General features: G+C 66.9%; 12 protein-coding genes. 9 read left to right on the top strand and 3 right to left on the bottom strand.

Annotated elements, in window-relative coordinates:
* Window positions 1-699: 699 nt before the first annotated feature.
* On the top strand, window positions 700-2,769 hold the full coding sequence (locus V5F48_RS16030; RefSeq protein WP_394259502.1) for a M23 family metallopeptidase: 2,070 nt from the start codon (window positions 700-702) through the stop codon (window positions 2,767-2,769).
* 343 nt (window positions 2,770-3,112) lie between these two features.
* On the opposite strand, the gene V5F48_RS16025 is transcribed toward V5F48_RS16030, so the two are convergent.
* Together V5F48_RS16025 and clpB are read right to left on the bottom strand one after the other, a co-directional pair.
* Complete coding sequence (locus tag V5F48_RS16025) at window positions 3,113-4,873, bottom strand: AIPR family protein (RefSeq protein WP_394259501.1); 1,761 nt, start codon at window positions 4,871-4,873, stop codon at window positions 3,113-3,115.
* Between the two features lie 503 nt (window positions 4,874-5,376).
* Window positions 5,377-8,016, bottom strand: a complete 2,640-nt coding sequence (gene clpB, locus V5F48_RS16020; protein WP_394259500.1) for an ATP-dependent chaperone ClpB — start codon at window positions 8,014-8,016, stop codon at window positions 5,377-5,379.
* A gap of 319 nt (window positions 8,017-8,335) precedes the next feature.
* On the opposite strand from clpB, the gene V5F48_RS16015 reads away from it, so the two are divergent.
* The 6 genes from V5F48_RS16015 (at window position 8,336) to V5F48_RS15990 (ending at window position 13,257) form a co-directional block, all read left to right on the top strand.
* On the top strand, window positions 8,336-9,148 hold the full coding sequence (locus V5F48_RS16015) for an MOSC domain-containing protein (protein WP_394259499.1): 813 nt from the start codon (window positions 8,336-8,338) through the stop codon (window positions 9,146-9,148).
* 41 nt (window positions 9,149-9,189) lie between these two features.
* The gene (locus V5F48_RS16010; RefSeq protein WP_394259498.1) at window positions 9,190-9,567 is read left to right on the top strand and encodes a lysozyme inhibitor LprI family protein; all 378 of its coding nucleotides are present in this window, start codon (window positions 9,190-9,192) and stop codon (window positions 9,565-9,567) included.
* A 146-nt stretch (window positions 9,568-9,713) separates the two neighbouring features.
* Window positions 9,714-10,463 (top strand): pyrimidine 5'-nucleotidase, encoded by a 750-nt coding sequence (locus V5F48_RS16005; RefSeq protein ID WP_394259497.1) that lies wholly within the window; start codon window positions 9,714-9,716, stop codon window positions 10,461-10,463.
* A 228-nt stretch (window positions 10,464-10,691) separates the two neighbouring features.
* On the top strand, window positions 10,692-11,591 hold the full coding sequence (locus tag V5F48_RS16000) for a GNAT family N-acetyltransferase (RefSeq protein ID WP_394259496.1): 900 nt from the start codon (window positions 10,692-10,694) through the stop codon (window positions 11,589-11,591).
* Window positions 11,592-11,755: 164 nt separating this feature from the next.
* On the top strand, window positions 11,756-12,463 hold the full coding sequence (locus tag V5F48_RS15995; protein ID WP_394259495.1) for a TerB family tellurite resistance protein: 708 nt from the start codon (window positions 11,756-11,758) through the stop codon (window positions 12,461-12,463).
* Window positions 12,460-13,257 carry an N-acetylmuramoyl-L-alanine amidase gene (locus tag V5F48_RS15990; protein ID WP_394259494.1) on the top strand — a complete coding sequence of 266 codons (798 nt, stop codon included), beginning with the start codon at window positions 12,460-12,462 and terminating at the stop codon, window positions 13,255-13,257. Before V5F48_RS15995 ends, V5F48_RS15990 begins: the two co-directional genes overlap by 4 nt.
* Window positions 13,258-13,260: 3 nt before the next feature.
* On the opposite strand, the gene V5F48_RS15985 is transcribed toward V5F48_RS15990, so the two are convergent.
* The gene (locus V5F48_RS15985; RefSeq protein WP_394259510.1) at window positions 13,261-14,274 is read right to left on the bottom strand and encodes a KpsF/GutQ family sugar-phosphate isomerase; all 1,014 of its coding nucleotides are present in this window, start codon (window positions 14,272-14,274) and stop codon (window positions 13,261-13,263) included.
* Between the two features lie 196 nt (window positions 14,275-14,470).
* On the opposite strand from V5F48_RS15985, the gene V5F48_RS15980 reads away from it, so the two are divergent.
* Window positions 14,471-16,660, top strand: a complete 2,190-nt coding sequence (locus tag V5F48_RS15980; RefSeq protein ID WP_394259493.1) for a CHASE2 domain-containing protein — start codon at window positions 14,471-14,473, stop codon at window positions 16,658-16,660.
* Between the two features lie 138 nt (window positions 16,661-16,798).
* A complete protein-coding gene (locus V5F48_RS15975) occupies window positions 16,799-19,405 on the top strand; it encodes an ABC transporter ATP-binding protein (protein ID WP_394259492.1) in 2,607 nt (868 codons plus the stop codon).
* Window positions 19,406-19,487 lie beyond the last annotated feature (82 nt).

Below are 19,487 nucleotides of genomic sequence, written 5' to 3'. Positions count from 1 at the left end.
CCCGGCGTGTCAACAGGGTGCCTCCAGCAGATAATTGCACCGGTATGACGCTGTGGAAATGTTGGCCGGCTATTTGGCTGAAAATGTTGCAGTGCAATGGTTTTATGCCTGTGCATAACTCGCACTGCGGTCGCCGCCTCCCGCACCCTGTGGGCCGGCCGAGCCGAAAAGAGAGATTCGGAAATCTCGCCGCTGATCGGATTTCGGCCATCGACAGCGAACGGAGGCGCCTCCCCTCCCCTATTCCCCTCTCCTCCCCTATTCCCCCTTCCCCTTCCCCTTCCCCTTTCCCGCTCGCAGCAATGCCAGCCCGACCTCCGGATGGTTCTGCCGGCGCAGGGTGAGTGGTCAGGGTGAGTGGTGTTGCTCGCGTGCGCGCGCGTACCTAGTACTTGCGTTGGGCGTTTTCTGCGCGGGGCGTTTTCGCGAGACGCTCTTGGCCCGGCCCGCCGGGGCCTGCTTGCCATGCTTTCGCCGCGACCTGCCCCTCACATGCGGCCCGACATTGACGGGTCGCAAGGCGAAAGGCATGGTCCGCTTTACGTCTTGGGTAGAGTCAAGCCTTGGAGCCGGACCCGATTGAATTGGACCCGTTGCCGGTTTGATCGGTGCATCGGTCTTTAAACTTTACAGAAGAGGACGCGCCGGTTGGCGCGGACCCTTGCGCGGCCGGCGCGCGCTCAGCTGAAGGGACGGATTTTGCAGCATCGACGATCTGCCGGAGCCTGGCGCGATGCCACAAGCGCAGCCGGGCTCGGCGACGATCCCCCGCTCGGGGTGGATGGCGATGAGGAAGACATCGACCGGCGCCGGGTCTCGGTGCGCTGGTTCGCGGCGACGCTTCTGACGGCGCTGTGCGGATCCTTTCTCATGGGCGGCGCCGTCTATGCCGCGCTCGATGGGGAACATCGCTTTGCCCTGATGCCCGAGAAAGTGCGCAACGCCATACGCGGCGCCCTTGCGGTTGGCGAGCGACCAGTGAATTCGGCCCGCAAGGGCGACCGCATGTCCCTGCTCGGCGACAGCGCCTCTGCGCGCCAGACCTTCCGCGTCTCCACGGCCACCAAGGTGGGAGACCGCGAGATCATCAAGGTGCGGCCGTTCACCCGCGTCGCCGCCAATCTGGCCATGAGCACCACGTCGGTCTCGGCCAACATTCCGCGCTTCAACCCTGCCCAGGTGGTGGCCGAATCGGTCTCCAAGGAAGAGGCCGCGCCCCAGGCCGAGCCCACCGGCGAAGTCACCCTGGTGATGCGCGACCTGTCGAGCCTGCCGCAAAGCACCAGGCTTGGCGCGGCGACCCCCATGGAAAACGTGCTGGTGAAGGTGCGCGAGGTGGCCGAGCTGAGCCGCGCCCAGCCGGGCCAGGGCAGCCAGATGGCCGATGCGGGGACCCTGCCCCCCGCCATCGTCGGCGGGCCCGGCTTTGCCCCCACGGCCTCCCCCACGCCGTACCTGTCCTACGCCAGCATGGGCGACGCCCTGGGCAATCGGGCCGGCCTGCCGGGAAGCGCGGTGCCCGGCGCCCATGCCCCCGGCCTGCCGGCCCAGCAGGCCATGCCCGGCAATATCAGCTTCGTGCCCAAGACCTCGGACGAGACCTCGGGCGGCAACGACTGGTCCGACACCGCCGTGGTGGTGAAGAAGGGCGATACCATCGCCTCCATCCTGATCGACAACGGCGTCGCCAAGGACGATGCCCGCGCCGCTGCTGCCGCCTTCGGCCGGGGCCGCGACGGCCAGGTGAAGGACGGCCTGCGCATGCGCATGCTGCTCCAGGAGGAGAACAAGAAGGTCAGGCCGCTCCGCGTCTCGATCTTCAGCGACCTCGGTCACGAGGGCACCGTCGCTTTGTCGGACAAGGACACGTTCGTGAACGTCCCCGAGCCGTCCGAGACCGAGATCGCCGGCATTTCCGAGGACACGGACGACGACGACAGCGGGCCCGGCATCCGCCTCTACGAAAGTGTCTACGAAACCTGCCTGCGCAACGAAGTGCCGCGCAGCGTCATCGCCGATATCATCCGCGTCTATTCCTTCGACGTGGATTTCCAGCGCCGGGTGCGGCCGGGCGACAATTTCGAGATCCTGTTTTCCGACGATCCGGGCGCCGCCAACGACGTGCTCTATGCGGCGCTGACGGTGAACAGGGAAACCCGGCGCTACTACCGGTTCCAGACCGCCGACGACGGCGTGGTCGACTATTACGACGACGACGGCAAGAGCGCGAAGAAGTTCCTGGTGAGAAAGCCGATGGCGGGCGGCATCATGCGTTCGCCGTTCGGCTATCGCCGCCACCCCATCCTCGGCTATTCCAAGCTGCATACGGGCGTGGACTGGGCCGATTCCATCGGCACCCCCATCTATGCGGCGGGCAATGGCACGGTCATCTATGCCACCTGGAAGTCGGGCTACGGCAAGCACACCGAGATCCAGCACGCCAACGGCTATGTGACCACCTATTCCCACCAGTCGGGATTTGCCCGCGGCATCCGCGAGGGCATGACCGTGCGCCAGGGCCAGCTCATCGGCTATATCGGCACCACCGGCCTCTCCACCGGGCCGCACCTTCACTACGAGGTGAAGATCAACGGCAATTTCGTGGACCCCATGCGTATCCGCCTGCCGCGCGGCCGGGCGCTGGATGGCCGCTTCCTCGCCGAGTTCAAGAAGGAGCGCGAGCGCATCGAGGCGCTGCTGAGCCACGCCCCGGTGCCGCCGAAGGTGGCGAGCGCCAGCGCCGGGGCCAAGAAAGCCGCCAGCAACTGATACCAGAGGCCGCGCCGCCGTTCATCGCGGGGCGGATGCGGCCAACGCGCCGGCGGGCTGCGATGCCCGTCACACCGCCCAGAAGGCGGCCGCGCCCTCGGGCAGAGTGGCGAGGACGCGGTCGAATGTGTCTTCATCCACATGCCGCCGCAGGGCCGACGCCACGTCGCGGATGGCGGATGGCGGCGCGAAATTGTGTTGGCGTGCTGGAGGCCGAGGGGGATGGGCATGGGGGGAGGTCAGAGGAAATCCAAAAAGCGAGACGACCCGTTACGACGCGGAAGCGGTCCAAATCACATGGACTTTTCCGTGGGCCGCTAATTATGATGTCTGCTCCCGGCCCTCAGTCTGCGGACCAGCGGTATTCAAAGGCCTCGGGACCTAGTCGTGTCGCAGCCGACAGCTTTTGCTTAATCTCACCCCCGCCTGGCATCATCGGCAGCATGTTGAAATAGTTACGGACAGCTCCATTTATGCCAGAGAGGCAGCTTTTTGTCTTGACCCAATTCTGAGGGCTGAACACCCGATTTGCAGGCTGCGGCTCGTTGGCGGCAGCTTCCAGCGCCATGTTCAGGCTGATTCCCGCCACCTTGACCAACTCTTGCACCATACCCGCGTCGCTAGCTGCCGCGTACGCTTTGCTCGGGCTTGGCACTTTTTCTGACTGATTGTTACTAATCGAGAAACACATACAGACAGCATAGAGGTGATGATATGGAGCGTAGGCCCGCATAGCGAGTAGAGTCTCATTCATGTTGAGTGGATTGGCACTAACCCAAGTCTTCAGAACTTCATTCATCCATGCATTCAGCGCGAGCACGTTCTCAGGTGCATAATCCTTGTTTCTGAACAGTGTTTCAAAATATTTATCGAAAATCTTAGTCTCGCCATAAGACAGGTTCGGGCGTTGCGAATGCCATGCAATTAGATTCTTGGCGAACCCTGACAACTCCACGACCTGCGTCTTATCCCGATCCGCGGGAGCGCTCTCGCCGCGCTTAGAAATAAAATATCCCGATGGATATTTCAACTCATAGGCCTTCTTAATCGCGAGTACGCGCTTGTCGTTACTGCGCAGGTCGCGCGCCTTCACCGCGCTCTGCAGATTTGTGTATATTGATATTTTGTCGGCACGGTCACGCTGAGGAATCTCGTATATTCTAAACAAAATGAACGCATCATCTAACTTCTTGACTGTCTCGCTGCACGAGAGAATTGTATTCAACGACTGACAACCATTCACGACACTGAGTCCTGACAGGATCAAGACATCGCCGTCGATCTGCATTTTGCTGCAGAGCGCCGTAACTCCATTGTGGAAAAAGAAAAAATCAGACTTTTTGTCGCCTAGAATTGTACCTCTGATACCTTTGTTGACCACATTGCTCGACCCCAGACTCTGTCGCACATTTTTCTGAAACAGAGTTCCATCCTTTATTCCGGGGAACTTGATGCAATCTTTCAGTGGAAGTGTCGCAATGAGAACAGGCGTTCCCGCCACTTCCTGATATATGTACTTGACGCCTGTGAGCGGAAGCTTGTAGTTAATACTTGGATTGTCCGTTTCGAGAGCGTAATCATAGCGCCGTCGCAGCTCATCTTCTCCAATTACGTGAATGGTCGCATCGAAATTGTTGTTCTCGCTAAGCCTCGCGAGTTCCTGCTGAAAGGCTTCCAGATCGTGCTGCGCGGCCTGTGTTAGTGTCCCGGTGGTGATTAACTCGAACGAGACTTCATAGTCCTCATCGAGGGCTACGGCGAGTTCGGACAGTCGGCGCTGCAGTTTGCCGTTCGCGACGTTTTGAAGGCGAGCCAAATCTTTGATCTGAATCCAAGATGAAAGCACCTCACGCAAAGGCTCCGCATCAACCACACCACCTTGGATAAATTTGCCCTGCACAATGTGCACAAGCGCTCTATCATCATCGATTACAATGGCATCGATCTGTTTGTCGTCGGCACCGTCAGTGATGTCGTCGCGGGTCTCGTTCATATCGCGGAAGAGGATATTGCGCAGGTACCATGCGACGAATCGCTGACCATCGTTCGCGAACCTTTGCTGAAAATAGTTTGAACCAATTTGCGTCTTGATAAACTCGTACATGCTGCCCCCCACCCCTGACGATCTCGTAAAACCATTAATGAACCGAGCTTACTCGTCTCGTACACGTAACGGAATAGGGGCATCTGGGTGAACCACGGCGAACCCCGATCTTTCTTCGACGCAGTTGACCTGAGCTCCAGAACCTCATCCAGATGCAGTCCGCCGCTCGCGCGTAGCTGCTCAAATTTACGTCTCTTTGGTGAAGGTGACGCCAGCTTGGACGTCCATCCTGACTGCAGGAACTCTGCATCGAAATTGGCGCCCAACAAAGTCTGAATCAGTCATTAGAGGAGCAGAGGCGTTGCTCTGGCAGCCGAGATCAACGTTATGGGGCAGGGCGCGAGTAGCTCACGAGCTTGAATGTCTGCAATGCCCTGAAAAATCGGAGTCCGCTCGGAACTCACAAGACATGAAAGCGTGGCCCAACAAAAAAAACCCCCGGCGCATCACGCCGGGGGCCATCCTTCCCAACCGGGGCATCACCCGCCCCGGCCCCATGAACCTCACGCCGCCTGATCCACCGGCGCTGCCTCGCTGGCGAAGGTCAGCTGGCCGTTGTCCAGGCCCACCTTCAGCGTCGCGCCGTCCAGGATGTCGCCGGCGAGGATCTTCTCGGCCAGGGGGTCCTGCACCAGCTTCTGGATGGTGCGCTTCAGGGGACGCGCGCCATAGGCCGGGTCGTAGCCCTTCTCGGCGAGGAAGGCCCGCGCCTCGGGCGACAGCTCGATGGTGATCTTGCGATCCTCCAGCAGCTTGCGCAGCCGGCCCATCTGGATGTCCACGATGTGGTCCATCTGCTCCCGCTTCAGGCGGTGGAACATGACGATCTCGTCGATGCGGTTGATGAACTCGGGGCGGAAGTGACGCCGCACCGCACCCATCACCATCTCGTAGGCTTCCTCGTCGGTCACCACCTGGTCGCCCTCATGGCCCGGCACCTTGAAGCCGATGGGCTGGCGGGGGTCCGCCAGGAATTCGGCGCCGAGGTTGGAGGTCATGATGATGAGCACGTTGCGGAAATCCACCGTGCGCCCCTGCCCGTCCGTCAGCCGCCCGTCGTCGAGCACCTGCAGGAGGACGTTGAAGACGTCCGGATGGGCCTTCTCCACCTCGTCGAACAGCACCACCTGGTAGGGCCGGCGGCGGACCGCCTCGGTCAGGGCGCCGCCCTCGTCATAGCCCACATAGCCGGGAGGCGCGCCGATGAGGCGGCTCACCGAGTGCTTCTCCATGTATTCCGACATGTCGATGCGCACCATGGCGGTCTCGTCGTCGAACAGGTATTCGGCCAACGCCTTGGTCAGCTCGGTCTTGCCGACGCCGGTGGGGCCGAGGAACAGGAACGAGCCGATGGGCCGGTTCGGATCCTGCAGCCCGGCGCGGGCCCGCCGCACGGCGGTGGAGACGGCGGCCACCGCCTCCGACTGGCCGACCACGCGCTTGGCCAGTTCCAGCTCCATGCGCAGCAGCTTCTCGCGCTCGCCCGCCAGCATCTTGTCCACCGGCACGCCGGTCCAGCGGGAAACGACGCCGGCGATGTGGTCGGGCGTCACCGCCTCTTCCACCATCTGCCCGGCCGCACCCGCCTTCTCGACCTCGGCGAGCTTCTTCTCCAGCTCGGGGATGACCGAATAGGTCAGCTCACCGGCCTTCTGGTATTCGCCGTGGCGCTGCGCGGTGGCAAGGTCGGCCCGCGCCTGATCCAGCTTCGACTTCAGCGTGGTCGCGGCGCCCAGCTTCTCCTTCTCCGCCTTCCATTTGGAGGTGAGGACGGAAGCCTTCTCCTCAAGATCGGCCAGTTCCTTCTCGGAGCGCTTCAGGCGGTCCTTGGAGGCGGTGTCGGTCTCCTTCTTGAGGGCCTCCTGCTCGATCTTGCGGCGCATGATCTCGCGATCGAGGCTGTCCAGCTCCTCGGGCTTCGAATCCACCTGCATGCGCAGGCGCGAGGCCGCCTCGTCCATCAGGTCGATGGCCTTGTCGGGCAGGAAGCGGTCGGTGATGTAGCGGTTGGACAGCACCGCCGCCGACACCAGCGCGCTGTCGGTGATGCGCACGCCGTGGTGCAGCTCGTACTTCTCCTTCAGCCCGCGCAGGATGGAGACGGTGTCCTCCACCGTGGGCTCGGCGACGAAGACCGGCTGGAAGCGCCGGGCCAGGGCCGCGTCCTTCTCCACGTGCTTGCGATACTCGTCGAGGGTGGTGGCACCCACGCAGTGCAGTTCGCCGCGGGCCAGGGCCGGCTTCAGGAGGTTGGACGCATCCATGGCGCCGTCGGTCTTGCCGGCGCCGACCAGGGTGTGCATCTCGTCGATGAACAGGATGATGCCGCCTTCCGCGCCCTCCACCTCGGAGAGCACGCTCTTCAGGCGCTCCTCGAACTCGCCGCGATATTTCGCGCCGGCGATGAGGGAGCCCATGTCGAGGGCCAGCAGGCTCTTGCCCTTCAGGCTCTCCGGCACGTCGCCGTCCACGATGCGGCGGGCAAGCCCTTCCACGATGGCGGTCTTGCCGACGCCGGGCTCGCCGATGAGCACGGGATTGTTCTTGGTGCGGCGCGCCAGCACCTGGATGGTGCGGCGGATCTCCTCGTCGCGGCCGATGACCGGGTCGAGCTTGCCGTCCCGCACGGCCTGGGTCAGGTCGCGGGCGTATTTCTTCAGGGCGTCATAGGCGTTCTCTGCGGTGGCGCTGTCCGCGGTGCGGCCCTTGCGCAGGGCCTCGATGGCCGCGTTCAGGGCCTGCGGCGTGAGGCCGGCCTTCACCAGGATGCGGCCCGCCTCGGTGTCCTTCTCGATGGTCAGGGCCAGCAGCATGCGCTCGACGGTGACATAGCCGTCGCCCGCCTTCTTGGCCGCCTGCTCCGCCGTCTCGAACACCTTGGCCAGTTGCTGGCTGACATAGACCTGGCCGGAGCCGCCTTCCACCTTCGGCAGCTTCTTCAGCGCCGCTTCCACCTCGGCGCGCACCAGCACGGGATTGCCGCCCGCGCGCTGGATCAGGCCCGAGCACAGGCCCTCCGGATCGTCCATCAGCACCTTAAGCAGGTGCTCGGGCGTGAACTGCTGGTTGCCCTCCCGGGTGGCCAGCGACTGGGCCGACTGGACGAAGCCGCGCGCGCGCTCGGTATAGATCTCAAAATTCATGTCTCTCCTCCTTCTCGCGCCCGGTACCTTCTCAGGAAGCATAGGGGGCACGGTGGGACACGGTCCCGGCATCCCCGGCTACCGCCGCACAGGTGGAACAAACCTGTGCCGTGCCTCATGTGGGTGTGGCCTCGCGGCAACGGAAGGGGGCGGGCGCTGATTTCGCGTCGATCCTGCACCCACAAGGCCCGGCCCCGTTTCCTCATCTCTGGTAGCTTGGACCGATCCGCCCGCCGCGCCTTGATCCAGGCGAAATTTCGGAGGCCTTGACCGTCGACGCCCGGCATGGGACGGGCGGGCCTGAACCGGAGAGATCGCCATGCCTGCACCCGTGCCCCCCGCGCCTGTGCCCCCTGCGCCCGTCTCGCCCGCCGCCATGCTCAAGGCCATCTACCGCCATCCGGTGAAGGGCCTGTCGCCGGAAGCTGTTGAGGTGGTGACGCTGGAGGCCGGCGCCTTCTTCCCCGGCGACCGGCTCTATGCGGTGGAAAATGGCCCCAGCGGCTTCGACCCCGACGCCCCCGCCTACCGGCCCAAGACCGACTACCTCATGCTGATGCGCAACGCCCGCCTCGCCGGCCTCGCCTCCCGCTATGAACCGGAAACGGCAACGCTCTCCCTCTCCCTCGACGGCCACGAGGCGGTCCGCGCCGACCTCTCCACGGCGGACGGCCGGGCCGAGGTGGAAGCCTTCCTCACCTTCTACATGGGCGAGGAGGCGCGTGGGCCGCTGCGGCTGCTCACCGCGCCGGAGGGCTTCCGTTTCATGGATTCCCGACGCTCGGGCTTCCTGTCCCTGCTCAATCTCGACAGCGTGCGCGATCTGGAGGCCCGTATGGGCGCGGCGCTGGACCCCCGGCGCTTCCGCATGAACCTGCATCTGGAGGGCTGGCCCGCCGGCACCGAGCTGGCGCTTGAGGGGCGGCACCTGAAGATCGGAGAGGCCGAAATCGCCGTGCTCAAGCGCACCGAGCGCTGCGCCGCCGTGAACGTGAACCCTGCGACCGCCGCGCGCGACCTCAATGTGGTGAAAGGGCTGATGGCGGCCTACGGCCACACCGATTGTGGCATCTATGCCAAGGTGGTGCGCTCCGGGCGGGTGGCGGTGGGCGACACGGTGGCCCTCGCCTGACCGGCCTTCGCTCCGCAGGAAGCATCCAAGGAGAGGAAAACATGATGTCGCTCTCGCCCGTCCGCCTGCTGTCGAAAACCGCCCCAGCGGCGCTTGCCGCGGCGTTCCTCACCCTCGCGCTCGCCCCGGCCGGGGCGGCAAGCTTCGACTGCGCGAGCGCCCGCGCGGCGGACGAAAAGGCGGTCTGCGACAGCTGCGACCTCGCCCAGCTCGACGTGAAGATGTCGACCCTCTACGGCGTCCTCACCAGGCTCGTCGCCATGGGCCAGCGCGGCATGATCCAGGACGCGCAGCGGGCCTGGCTGGCGCAGCGCTCCACCTGCGGCGGCGATACCGGCTGCCTCGCCACCGCCTACAAGAGCCGGATCGGGCAGCTGGAAGCCGCGTTGGGCCAGATCTATTCCCGCGGCCCCTTCTGAGGCATGCTGCGCCGCGCGGATGCGGCGGCCCGCCCACGAGGCGGCTTTGTGCTTCGCCGGTCCGCGAGGCTCGACTTCTGTTTCCACGCGTTTTCGTCCCGCGCACGGCAATCTGCGGCGCGAAAGCGTACCAGCCGCGGCGTTTCATGACCCTTGCTCCCAAAAGCCCCTTTCCCGTTCCGCCTTCCGTTGTCTTCGACGCGGTGGACACCTGGGTGTTCGACCTCGACAACACCCTCTATCCCGCCCACCACGACCTGTGGTCCCAGATCGACGCCCGCATGAAGGGCTACATTTCCGACCTGCTGGGCATTCCGCCCGACGACGCCTTCCGCATCCAGAAGGATTATTATCGGCGCTACGGCACCTCCCTGCGCGGCCTGATGATCGAGCACGGGGTGGAGCCGGACGCCTTTCTCGCCCACGTCCACGACGTGGACCTGTCCGGGCTCGACGCCTCGCCGCGCCTCGCCGCCGCCATCGAGGCGCTGCCGGGGGCGAAGATCGTCTACACCAACGGCTCGGAGCGCCACGCCCGCAACGTGCTGGAAAAGCTGGGCATGGACGCGCATTTCGCCGCCGTGCACGACATCGTGGCCGCCGAGTTCCACCCCAAGCCCACCGAGGAAGCCTATCTGCGCTTCCTGAGGGCGCACGGCGTGGACCCGACCCGCTCGGCCATGTTCGAGGACCTCGCCCGCAACCTGGAGGTGCCGCACCGGCTCGGCATGGTCACCGTGCTGGTGGTGCCGCCCGGCGAGACCATCGCCGCCCGCGAGAGCTGGGAGTTCGAAGGTCGCGAGGACGCCTATGTGGACCACATCACCACCGACCTCGCCGGCTTCCTCGAAACCGTGGCGCGGGAGGCCCCGCCGCCGGTGAGCGGGCAGGAGTGAGGCGGACCGGCCTTGACGCAGGCCCCCCGTTCCCCGGACCAGCGACAGCGCAGCTGGAGCGCCGATCCGGGGTCCAGCGCAAAACTGCTGCGCAGCAGGCAAAGCCGAGCGCCCGTCCCATAAGGCGCCTTCGGCACTTATCGCGCTGGGTCCCGGCTCTCCTTCCACTGCGCTACGCTGCGTTTCAGTCGGCCGGGACACACGACCTTGACGGCAGAGGGGGACGCCATGACCACCATCCGCACCCTTGATCCCGCCGAGGTGGAAACCGCCGTGGACTGGGCCGCCCGGGAAGGCTGGAACCCCGGCCTCGCCGATGCGAGCGCCTTCCTTGCACAGGACAAAAACGCCTTCCGCGGCCTGTTCCGCGATGGCGCGATGGCGGCAGTCATCTCCGCCACCGCCTATGCGGGCGGCTTCACCTTCGTCGGCTTCTACATCTGCCGGCCGGACCTGCGGGGCCAGGGGCTGGGCTTTGCCCTGTGGCAGGACACCTTCGCCGGCCTTACACCCTCTCAGGCGCCGCGCGGGCTTGTACCGACGAGCGATGAGGCAAGCCCATTGCCTGTCGGTATTACGGGCACGGTCGGCCTCGACGGCGTGCTGGCGCAGCAGGAGAATTATGCCCGCTCCGGCTTCGTGCTCGCCCATCGCAACATCCGCTATGGCGGGATGGCGCCGGCCGGCGCGCCCGATCCCCGCGTGGTGGACCTGGCGCCGGCCCATCTCGACGGCGTGACGGTGTTGGATGCCGCCTGCTTCGGCTTTGCCCGCCCCGATTTCCTGAAAGTCTGGCTTGCCCCACCCTTCGGCCGCGCCTGTGCCTTCGTCGCGGATGGCGCGGTGAAGGGCTACGGCGTCATCCGCCGCTGCCGCGAGGGCCACAAGATCGGGCCCCTGTTCGCCGATGACGCGGAGGCGGCGGCCGCGCTCTTCGGAACGCTGGTCGCCACCGCGCAGGGCGGTCCGGTGTTCCTCGACGTGCCCGAGCCCCATGCCGCCGCCCGCGCCCTCGCCGAAGGGGCAGGCCTTGCCCCGGTGTTCGAGACCGCGCGCATGTATCGCGGGCCGGCCCCGGACCTGCCGCTCGCACGGATTTTTGGCATCACCAGCTTCGAATTGGGCTGATCCGTCTTGAGAGCGCCGCGACACCGCAATGGAGCATATCCGGTGAACTCCCATCCACCGGATATGCTCCATCTCTTTGTTTTTTACGCAACTCCAGACGCAAAACCGCTGCACACTTTTGCTGGAATTGCATGAGCTGCAACGCAGCAACGGCGGAGGAACGCGTGGCCTACGGACTGATCGGGGGAGCAGGTATGGGATTTGTGCTGGGCGGGCCGCTCGGCGCCTTGCTCGGCGCGCTGGCGGGGCATGCCCTCGACCGCCTGCTGCTCGCGCCCGCGGCAAAGCCCGCCGCCTTCTCGGTGGCGCTCATCGCGCTGTCGGCCAAGATGGCCAAGGCCGACGGCGTGGTGGTGCCGGCGGAGGTTGCGGCCTTCCGCGAGGTGTTCGACATCCCGCCCGAGGACCTTGACGCCGTGGCCCGCCTCTTCAACCTCGCCAAGCAGGACACCGCCGGCTTCGCGGCCTACGCCCGGCAGGTGGCGCAGATGTTCGCCGACGATCCGGACACCCGCGAGGATCTGCTCGACGCCTTGTTCCATGTGGCCAAGGCCGACCATGCCCTGCACGAGAAGGAACTGGTGTTCCTGGAGGAGGTGGGCCGTATCCTCGGCTTTGCCGGTTCCGCCTATGCCCGCATCGAGGCGCGGCATGTGCGCCGGCCGGGCGATCCCTATGCCGTGCTCGACCTCGACCCCGGCGCCTCCGACGACGAGGTGAAGGCGCGCTGGCGGGCGCTGGTGGCGAGCCACCACCCCGACAAGATCGCCGGGCGCGGCCTGCCGCCCGCCGCCATCAAGCTCGCCAACGACCGGGTGGCGGCGCTCAATGCCGCCTATTCCCTCATCACCCGGCAGCGGAGGCTGGCATGACCTCGCTGGACACGCCCATGCCGGCGCTTCTCTCCGCCCCCGACAGCCCATGCGTGGACAGCCTTGTGCCGTCGCCCAATTTCGGCCCGCGCAAGGCGAAGGTGGACATGCTGGTGCTGCATTACACCGGCATGGCGAGCGCCGACGCCGCCATCGACCTGCTGCGCACGCCTTCCTCCGAGGTGTCCTGCCACTATGTGGTGCGCGAGGACGGCAGCGTGGTGCAGATGGTGGCCGAGGCTGCGCGGGCCTGGCATGCCGGCCGCTCCTCCTGGGAAGGCGTCACCGATATCAATTCCCGCTCCATCGGCATCGAGATCGTCAATGGCGGGCATGATTTCGGCCTGCCGGATTTCCCCGCCGCGCAGATCGCTGCGGTGATCGCCCTTTGCGCCGACATCCTCGCCCGCCACGCCATCCGCGCCGACCGTGTGCTCGCCCATTCGGACGTGGCCCCGGCCCGCAAGCGCGATCCTGGGGAGAACTTCCCGTGGGACACGTTGCACGCCGCCGGCATCGGCCATCTGGTGGCGCCGTCGCGGGTTGAGGGCGGGCGCTTCTTCATGCTGGGGGATGCGGGGGAGCCGGTGGCGGCGCTGAAGGCCATGCTCGCACTCTACGGCTACGGCATCGCGCCGACCGAGGCTTATGACGCGGCCACGGCCGAGGTGGTGGCCGCCTTCCAGCGCCATTTCCGCCCCGCCAAGGTGGACGGCGTGGCCGATGCCGCCACCCTCCTCACCCTGCGCGACCTGATCGCGACCCGGCCGGGGGATGCGCCGAGGGTCGCGTGATCCTCAGGCGATGCCGGTCAGCAGCAGGTCGTGGATGTGCAGCACGCCCACGGGCGCCTTGCCGTCCACCACCATCAACGCGGTGATCTTGCGGCTGTTGAGGATGTTGAGGGCTTCGGAGGCGAGCTGGTCCGGCCGCACCGTCTTGGGCGCGGGGGTCATGATCTCCTCCACCGCGCGGGTCGGCAGGTCGTTGGCCATGTGGCGGCGCAGGTCGCCGTCGGTGACGATGCCCGTCAGCGCGCCGTCCGGCCCCACCACGCCCACGCAGCCGAGGCCCTTGGTGCTCATCTCCACCAGGGCGGCGCCCATGAGGGTTCCGGCCGGCACCACCGGCACCGCATCGCCCTGGCGCATCACGTCGCGCACGAATTTCAGGCTCGCGCCCAGCTTGCCGCCGGGATGGAACTGGCGGAAATCGAGGGCTGTAAAGCCCCGGCTCTGCAGCAGCGCCACCGCCAGCGCGTCGCCCAGCGCCAGCTGCATCAGGGTGGAGGTGGTGGGGGCGAGCCCGTGGGGGCAGGCCTCCTGCGCCACCGGCAGGCTCAGCACCACGCTGGCGCTGGAGGCCAGCGCGCTCTCGGTGTTGGAGGTGAAGGCGATGAGCGGCACGTCGAAACGGCGGGAATAGTCGACGATATCGTGCAGTTCCACCGTCTCGCCGGACCAGGACAGGGCCACGATCACGTCGTCGGCGGTGATCATGCCCAGGTCGCCGTGGCTGGCTTCGGCGGGGTGGACGTAATGGGCCGGCGTGCCGGTGGAGGCCAGCGTCGCGGCGATCTTGCGCGCCACATGCCCGCTCTTGCCCATGCCGGTGACGATGACCCGGCCGTGGGAATTCTGGATGGTGGCCACGGCCACGTCGAAGGCCGCACCAAGGGACCCCGCCATGGCCTCGGCCAGGGCCGCAAGGCCGGCCTTTTCCGCATCGAGGGTCGCAAGCGCGGAGACCACCGAGGCGGGATGCACATGCGGCCCGTCGTCGGCCGGGACTTTATTTACCGGAGAACGCATCATCGCGACTGGATAGCACCGATCGCCGGCAAAGGGGAGAGACGGCCCGCCGCCAGCCTTCGCTCTGTTGAACGGGAGAGCTGGAAAAGCTCCCTCTCCCGCCCCTCCCCGCCCCCCGATTCCGATCGACGCCGATTTGCTCTAGGCTGGCGCCGTTCGATCCACCCCTTCGATCCAGCGAAAGCGCGCCGGCCGCATGTGGTCCCGCCTCTATTGGCTTGCCGTGGGCGGCCCCCTCGCCGCCGGCCTTCTCGTCATGGGCGCCGATCCCGGCCCGCTGGCGGACGCGCGCAATGGCCTGTTCGACCTCTACCAGCGCGCCGCGCCGCGCGCCTACGACCCCGACCTGCCGGTGCGCGTGGTGGATGTGGACGACGCGTCGCTCGCCCGCATCGGCCAATGGCCGTGGCCCCGCGCCACCGTGGCCAAGCTGGTGGAGAGACTGGCGGCATCGGGCGCCGCCGCCATCGCCTTCGACATGGTGTTCTCCGAGCCGGACCGGCTCGACCCCGCCGCCGTGGTGGGCCTGTTGCCCGAGGACGTGCGCGCGCCGGTCCAGACCGCGCTGGCCGGGCGCGAGAGCAATGACGCGATCCTCGCCCGCGCCCTTGGGGAAAGCCCGTCCGTGCTGGGGGCGGTGCTCACCGGTGGGCCCGCCGGCGCGAACTACCCCGTCAAATGGGGCATGGCCGCCGCCGGCGACGATCCGCTTGCCTTCGTACCGCGCTTTGCCGGGGCGGTGGCGCCCCTGCCCGGCCTTGCGGCGGCGGCAAAAGGGATTGGCGCGCTGAACTGGCTGCCCGACCGCGACCAGGTGGTGCGCCGCGTGCCCCTGCTGCTTGCCCTTGATGGCAAGCTGGTGCCCGGCCTCGGCGCCGAGGTGCTGAGGGTGGCGCAGGGCGCGACCACCTATGTGGTGCGTGCCTCCAACGCCAGCGGCGATGAGGGCTTCGGCACCAAGTCCGGCATCACCGCGGTGAAGATCGGCGCCCTCGACGTGCCCACCGACGCCCAGGGGGAAGTGCGGGTGCGCTTTACTCCCACCGACCCGCGCCGTTTCCTCTCCGCCGCCGCCGTGCTCGACGGCACTGTTCCAAGGGAGGAGCTGGAGGGACGTATCGTGCTGGTGGGCACCAGCGCCGCCGGCCTCATGGATACAAGGGCCACCCCCATCGACGCGGCAGTGGCCGGCGTGGAGATCCAGGCCCAACTCATCGAGCACATGGTGACCGGGGCCAATCTGGTGCGGCCGGACTGGGCGCGCGGGGCGGAAATGGTGCTCACTGCGGTACTGGGCCTGCTGCTGGCGCTGGTGCTGCCGCGCGTCTCCCCGGTGGTGGCGGGCATGGCCGGAGCGTTGGTGGTGGCGGCGCTGGCGGCGGGCGCATGGTTCGCCTTCACAAGGCTCGACCTGCTGCTCGATCCCATGGGGCCGGGCTGGGCGGTGCTCGGCGTCTATCTCCTGGGGGTGCTGGCGCTCTATCGCGAGGAGCAGCAACAGAAGAAGTGGGTGCGCTCGGTGTTCGGGCGCTTCGTCTCGCCGCAGGTGGTGGAGAAGCTGGCGGACCATCCCGAACGCCTGGTGCTGGGCGGCGAGACGCGGGAGATCACCATCCTGTTCTGCGACCTGCGCGACTTCACCTCTTTGTCGGAGACCATGGACGCGCAGGCCCTCACCCGCTTCATGAACGCCTATCTCACCCCCATGACCGAGGTGGTGCTGGCCCATGGCGGCACCATCGACAAATACATCGGCGACGCCATCATGGCGTTCTGGAACGCCCCCATGGACGATCCGGCCCACGCCCGCAACGCGGCCCTGTGCGCGCTCGCCATGTCGGCGCGGCTCGATGCCCTGAACGTGGAGTGGCGCCGGCAGGCGGAGGCGGCCGGGCGGCCGTTCTCGCCGGTGCGTTGCGGCATCGGACTGGCCACCGGGCCATGCTGCGTGGGCAATCTGGGCTCGGACCAGAGGCTTGAATACTCCTGCCTCGGCGATGATGTGAACCTCGCCTCTCGCATCGAGGGGGCCACCAAGTCCATGCGCGTGGACATCCTGGTCTCCGAGGCGACGCGCGCCGCCGTGGCCGACCTGCCCTTCCTGGAGGCCGATCTTCTGATGCTGAAGGGCAAGTCGCGGGCAAGCCAGCTCTATCTGCTGGCGGGGGATGCCGCCTTCGCCGGCTCAGATGCCTTTTCGAGCGTTGCCCGGCGACACGGATTGCTCATGTCCAGCTATGGCGCCGGCCGCTTCGATGAGGCTCGCATCCTCGCCGAGGCACTGGCCAGCGAAGGCCCGGGCCGCCTCTCCCGCTTCTACGCGCTCTATGCGGAGAGGTGCTATAATGCCTCCATTGTCCCAGCCCCTTCGGCAAGCCCCGGATAGAGAAGGCCCGCCCCACGCTTCGCACTTGCAAACCGGCCGCGGCGTCAGCAAAACGTCTTCATGAGCGGCGTGCCTTCCACCCCTCCCAAAACCGAAACGCAACACCCGGCACGGCACGGCGCGGCACCCGAAGGCGCCTTGCCCCGCGACGTGCTCGGCTACCTCTGGCGGGTTGCCCCGGCGAGCCACATCAAGCTGTTCGCCCTCGTCCTGCTGCTGCTGCCCTTCAACTATGCCTCGCTGGAGCTGCCGCGCCTCATCGTCAACGGCGTGACCGATGCCATCGGCGGCACGGTTCCACGCCTGCTTGAGCTCGACATCGGCCTGCCCGATGCGCTGGGCGGCTTCGTATTGTTCCGCTCTGCGGGCTTCGAGGTGAGCGCCTTCGGGCTGCTCGCGGGGCTCGCCGCGGTGCTGTTCGCGCTGCAGCTGATCCAGCAGCACATCACCCGCCTCATCGAGATGGCGAAGGCGCGCCTCGGCGAGCGCATCATCGTCGGCCTGAGGCGGCAGCTGTTCGACGTGATCCAGCGGCTGCGGCCCGAAGCGCCCATGAAGAGCAAGGCGCTGGAAGTGGGCAACATGATGCGGTTCGAGGTGGGGCCCATCTCCCCCTTCGCCGGCATGGCCTTCGCCCAGCCGCTGAAGTCGGCCGGCCTGATCGGCTCGGCGACGCTGCTCATCTTCACACAGAACGCCGTGCTGGGCGGCTTCGCCATCGGCATCCTGGCGCTCAATTATGTGCTGCTGGGCATCCAGCGGGCGGACAATGCGAAGAAGCTGCAGGTCTACCAGCGCGAGGCGGTGGCCCTCGGCAAAAGGGTGATGGCGGGCATCGACCGCCTGCCCCTCGTCCACGGCTTCGCCACCAGCCCGTTCGAGCGCGGCGCGGTGGACGACCGCCTCGGTGTCGTCTCCGAGGCCAGCCTCGACCTGAAGCGGCAGAATTTCACCGACCGCGTCCTCAACCTGCTGATGTCGGACGTGCCCACCCTGGTCTTCTACTCCGTGGGCGGCTGGCTGGCCTTGTCGGGCGCCATCAATATCGGCCAGCTGGTGGCGGTGGTGGCGGCCTACGGCCAGATCCCCGAGCCGCTCAAGGAACTCATCGACTGGGACGAGAAGCGCCTGATCGCGCAGGTGCGCTACGATTTCGCCCGCTATTACCTTGAAACCCGCGAGGTCTGGCCCCGGGGCTCGCAGGACCTGCCGTCCGGCGCGGAACCCGCGTTCGACGGCAGCATCAAGGTGGCCGACCTCGGCGTGGTGGACCCGGCCGGCAGCCTGCTGCTGGAAGGGGTGAGCCTTGAGGTCCCTGCCGGAACGGCGGTGGCGCTGAAGGGTCCCGATGCCGGCGGCAAGCACGCGGTCGCCCGGGTGTGCGGCCGCGCCATCTCGCTCTACAGCGGCACCGTGCGCATGGGCGGGCATGATCTTGCCAGCGTCCCGGAGGCTGTGGTCGGGCGGCACGTGGCCTATGCGGGCGGCGATCCCATCGTCATTACCGGGACGCTGCGGACCAACCTCCTGTTCGCGCTGGAGCGCCGGCCGGGCCGCACCCTGAAGGAGGCGGTGGACCTTAACGCCCTCGGCCTTGCCGACGAGGGCGTGGATCCCGCAGCTCTGGACCGCAAGGCGCTGGCCGCCCTCGCCGGGGCGGGTCTCGGGGATCTCGTGGTGCGGCTCGGCCTCGAACGCCGGCTCGATCCGGACCAGGCCCCGACGTTGGCGGAGCGCATCGTCTCCCTGCGGGCGGCGGTCACCGACGCCATCGCCCAGCGGCAGGACCAGACCGGGCGGGTGCTGATCGAGCCGTTCCGCTTCGCCGCCTTCAACCGCTGGATGACGCTGGCCGAAAACATCCTGTTCGCGACCCCGGTGAACCACACCCGCGGCGCCGCCTCCCTCCTGGCCGAGCCGGGGCTTTTGCCGCTGCTGGAGAAAGCCGGACTCGCCGGAGACCTGACCGCGCTGGGCCGCTCCGCCCTGCGCATCCTGGCCGAACTGGCCGGTGGTCCCGACGACCTGGCCGGCATCGACACCAAGGGCCTGCTGCGGACCGAAGAGATGGGCGAGGCGCAGGTGCTCGCCACCCGCATCGACGACGACCCCTCTGCGGACGAGCGGGCGCTGCTGCTGCGCATCGCCGGCCGTTATTGCGAGCCGCGCCACCGCTTCGGCCTCATCGACGACGACTGGCAGGACCGGGCGCTGGCAGGACGCGCCCAGCTCGCGCACCTGAGGGAGGTATCGGGCATCCCCCTCGCCCGCTACCAGCCCGATTCCTATTGCCGGGCGCTGACGGTGCGCGACAATCTGCTGTTCGGCCGCATTGCCGCCGACCGCGCCGGCGCGGCGGCGGTGGTGGACGAGATCGTCCGCGAATGCCTCGCGCTCGATGCCCTCATCGGCCAGGTGGAGCGCCTCAGCCTCGACGTGGCGGTGGGGGAAGGCGGCCTGCCCCTGTCCGCGGCCGAGCGCGGCAAGCTCACGCTGGCGCGCTGCCTGCTCGCCGACCCGTCCATCCTCGTCATCGACGATGCGCTGGTGCCCCTGTCCCCGGCCGAGCAGAGCCATCTCATCGGTTCCGTGCTCGCGGGGCGGACGGGACGCACCACCCTCGTGGTGCTGGACGCGGGGGAGCCGCTCGACCTGTTCGCGCAGGTGATCGTCCTCGCCCACGGACAGGTGGAGCGGGTGGAGGCGGCCGCGGCCGGGCCGGGATTGACCGCCTCCGGCGCGTGACACCCGAAGGGATAAAGTTGCACGTCAGAAAAACGCGCTAGACTGTTCTATCCGGATGTGGTCGCGCTTCGCCAAGGCGCGG

This window comes from Xanthobacter autotrophicus ATCC 700552, from assembly GCF_043194565.1.
In the GTDB taxonomy this organism is placed as follows: Bacteria; Pseudomonadota; Alphaproteobacteria; order Rhizobiales; family Xanthobacteraceae; genus Xanthobacter; species Xanthobacter autotrophicus_F.
Note: the sequence above shows the minus strand (reverse complement) of the source record. Positions and strands in the feature narration are given on the sequence as shown.